Genomic DNA, 3773 nt, shown 5'->3' with positions numbered 1-3773 from the left:
AGTACCAGCGTACGGCCCACAGAATGATGTCACGCTGAAAATGCCGGCCTTTGAATGGGTTCATGTGCAGCTCCATCAGCAAAAGGGGATGATAAGTTTATCACCACCGACTATTTGCAACAGTGCCTTTTATTTTGATGGGCTTTCCTTTAGAATAGCGCCATTCTTCTTGTCGAATGTCAGTACAGTTCCATGATTCAGTTAGATCAGTTAACCATACGCCGCGGTGGACGCATCCTTTTCCAGAAAGCCTCCATGCAATTGCATCCTGGATGGAAAATTGGCCTGACCGGTGTCAATGGAGCCGGCAAGTCGACCCTATTTTCAGCACTATTGGGTGGGATTGAGTCTGACAGTGGTTCCCTGACCCGTCCTGCAGTCTGGACTGTGGCGCATATGGCCCAGGAAATCAAAGCCTTGAATATGAAGGCGATTGATTTTGTCCTGTCTGGCGATGAGGAATACTGGGATATCCAACAAAAGCTGAATCATCCTGAACAGCTGGATGATGCTGAACTGGCACGCCTATATGGCCGCTTTGACGAAATTTCCGGTTATGTGGCACCCTCTAAGGCTTCACAGCTGATGGCAGGTTTGGGCTTTATGGATTATCAATCCGAGCTGGATGTTGCCAGTTTTTCGGGGGGATGGCGTATGCGTCTCAATCTGGCGCGTACTTTGATGAGCCGTTCTGATCTGTTATTACTGGATGAACCGACCAACCATTTAGATTTAGATGCGATTCTTTGGCTAGAAGATTGGCTCAAATCCTATGAAGGCACCTTGGTGCTGATTTCACATGACCGGGATTTCCTGGATGCCATTACCGATCATATTTTACATATCGAAAATCAGGAACTGATACTTTATACCGGTAATTACTCGACTTTTGAGCGTACCCGTAGCGAACGTCTGGCACAGCAGCAACAAGCCTATGAAAAGCAGCTTGAAGTGCGTGCCCATCTACAAAAATTTATTGACCGTTTTAAGGCCAAAGCCACCAAGGCAAAACAGGCCCAGAGCCGAATCAAGCAGCTGGAGCGTATGCAGGAACTCTCTGTTGCGCATGTAGATACGCCGTTTACTTTCAGCTTCCGTGAACCAACCAAAATGAGTTCACCATTACTACAACTGGAAAATGCCGATATCGGTTATGGCGATAAGCTGATTGTGCGTAATGTTACCCTGCAAATTACTCCAAATAGCCGTATTGGTCTGCTGGGGATGAATGGTGCTGGTAAATCGACTCTGATTAAATCTCTCGTCGGTGATTTAGCTTTAATTAAAGGTCTTCGTAAAGACTCAGAATTGTTAAATATTGGCTACTTTGCCCAGCACCAGATGGATGCACTGGATGGTAGCGCCAGCCCGATGTTGCAGCTGGCACGTATCGCTGATCCTAAAATTAGTGAGGCCAGCTTGCGTTCTTTCCTCGGCAGCTTCGGCTTTAGCGGCGAACGCATGGATACACCAAGTGAAAGTTTCTCGGGTGGTGAACGTGCCCGTTTAGCACTTGCATTAATCGTATGGCAGCGTCCAAACGTGCTGATTCTGGATGAACCAACCAACCATCTGGATCTGGATATGCGTCATGCTTTAACGATGGCACTACAAGATTTCGAGGGTGCTGTCGTGCTGGTTTCGCATGAACGTCAGCTGATCGCCAGTGTCTGTGATGAGCTGCTGTTAGTTCATAACGGCAAATGTACTGAATTTGATGGTGATCTGGTGGCTTATGCCGAGTGGTTACGTCAGGCACGTGCAGAATTATTAAAAAATGCGCCTAAAACTGCTGAAGTGGTGAAAACACAGCAAGCTGAAGCGAAATCTGTACCGAGTAAAATGGATAAAGAAACCCAACGCAAGGAGGCTGCTCGCCAACGTGAGCAGACTCGGCCGATTCGCAAAAATATTGAAAAATGTGAAAGCCAGATCGGAAAGTTGCAGCCAAAACTCGCTGCAATTGAAGAAAAGCTGGCAGATACTGGTCTGTATGATGCAGCGCGTAAGGATGAATTGCTTAAGCTCATGAATGAGCAGACTGAACTGAAAGCACAACTGGAAACTGCTGAAGAACAGATGCAAGAACTGATGATGGAATTAGAAGAACTGGAACAGTCTTTCCAGGAAAGTTAATTTTAATATTCATTTAAAGCTTCAAGGATCATTAACTATAGTTACTGATCCTTTTTTTATGGGTTTATATTTTCTCTGCTATTAGTAAATCTTTTCTCTTACCTATTTTCCTACACTTCTCAGCTTGGTTAATCATTTACTCGATTTTTGACATATTTTGTAGTGAATTACGCAAGTACTATATAAGTTTATTTTTTAAACACTCGGCTTCCTTATTTCATACATTAATTTACAGCTCTAGGTCAGGTTATAAGGCTCTAATAAAAAGGCTTTTTAATAATCAGCAGCCTTATTTGAGACTATTTATGTTGAACTAGAGAGGAAATCCGCATGCGTGCTCTTACCTATCATGGTGCTCGGGATGTACGAGTTGAATCTGTTCCAGATCCAGTGATTCAGGAACCAGATGACGTTATTTTAAGGGTGACAGCCACCGCTATCTGTGGCTCAGATCTACATCTATACCGGGGTAAAATCCCGGCCACTGAAGACGGTGATATTTTCGGCCATGAATTTATGGGAGTTGTAGAAGAAGTCGGCCCTGCAGTGACAGAAGTCAAAAAAGGTGACCGGGTGATCATTCCCTTTGTCATTGCATGCGGTCACTGTTTTTTCTGTGAACATGAACTCATGGCTGCCTGTGAAAATACCAATACGGGTCGTGGTGCGATCCTGAATAAAAAACAGATTCCACCAGGAGCGGCCTTGTTTGGCTTTAGCCACCTGTATGGTGGTGTTCCGGGTGGTCAGGCTGAATATGTGCGAATTCCCAAAGGTAATGTCGGACCGTTTAAGGTTCCCGGCTCTTTGCCTGATGAAAAAGTATTATTCCTGACCGATATTCTGCCAACAGCCTGGCAGGCAGTAACCAATGCTCAAGTCACCCGTGGTTCTACAGTGGCAATTTATGGTGCTGGTCCAGTCGGTCTGTTATCTGCAGCTTGTGCACGGATGCTCGGTGCCGAACAGATCTTCATGGTAGACCATCACCCTTATCGCTTGCGATTTGCTCATCAAACCTATGGGGTCATTCCGGTCAACTTTGATGAAGTCGATGCAGCTGAATTTATTATTCAAAATACAGCAGGTTATCGTGGTGTTGATGCAGTTATTGATGCCGTTGGTTTCGAGGCCAAAGGGAGTGTTCTGGAAACCGTAATGACCAACCTGAAATTAGAAGGTTCGAGTGGTTCAGCGCTCAGACAATGTATTGCAGCAGTCCGCCGCGGCGGTGTGGTGAGTGTACCGGGGGTTTATGCCGGTCCAATTCATGGCTTCCTGTTTGGTGATGCCTTTGATAAAGGTTTGACTTTTAAAATGGGGCAAACCCATGTGCATAAATACTTGCCGCAGTTGCTCGAACATATTGAAAATGGAGATCTGTCTCCAGATGTGATTATTACCCATCGCATGAAACTGGAAGATGCTGCGGAAGGTTACCGTATTTTTGATAAAAAGGAAGAAGACCGTCGTAAAGTCATTCTAACGCCGTAAATGTACTAAAAAAATACTCTGTACACGACAAATTTCACAGAACCCTTATCCTATCAGGATTCTGCTTTCTTAAAATTGCCAAAATTTCCTTAAACTCTTCTTTTTTCCCAAAACCAATTAAACGCTGAATCGCCATTTGAACA

Annotated in this window: 3 protein-coding genes; all 3 read left to right on the top strand. The window is 44.8% G+C overall.

What is annotated here, in order from left to right; genetic code table 11:
• The coding region (locus FTU50_RS15745; protein ID WP_373684773.1) for a hypothetical protein at positions 1-196 on the top strand (196 nt) is incomplete at its 5' end.
• Positions 193-2136 (top strand): ATP-binding cassette domain-containing protein, encoded by a 1944-nt coding sequence (locus FTU50_RS14925; protein ID WP_180006202.1) that lies wholly within the window; start codon positions 193-195, stop codon positions 2134-2136. The genes FTU50_RS15745 and FTU50_RS14925, both read left to right, overlap by 4 nt.
• A 330-nt stretch (positions 2137-2466) precedes the next feature.
• Positions 2467-3630 carry a zinc-dependent alcohol dehydrogenase gene (locus FTU50_RS14920; RefSeq protein WP_180006203.1) on the top strand — a complete coding sequence of 388 codons (1164 nt, stop codon included), beginning with the start codon at positions 2467-2469 and terminating at the stop codon, positions 3628-3630.
• Positions 3631-3773 lie beyond the last annotated feature (143 nt).

Origin of the sequence: Acinetobacter sp. YH12112 (assembly GCF_013418945.1) — a bacterium.
Classification (GTDB): Bacteria; Pseudomonadota; Gammaproteobacteria; order Pseudomonadales; family Moraxellaceae; genus Acinetobacter; species Acinetobacter indicus.
This window is presented reverse-complemented; position numbering and strand designations above follow the sequence as displayed.

Excerpts from the sequence above, each read along its gene's own strand:
- FTU50_RS14920 (WP_180006203.1), top strand. The coding sequence starts at position 2,467 with ATGCGTGCTCTTACCTATCATGGTGCTCGGGATGTACGAGTTGAATCT.
- FTU50_RS14925 (WP_180006202.1), top strand. The coding sequence starts at position 193 with ATGATTCAGTTAGATCAGTTAACCATACGCCGCGGTGGACGCATCCTT.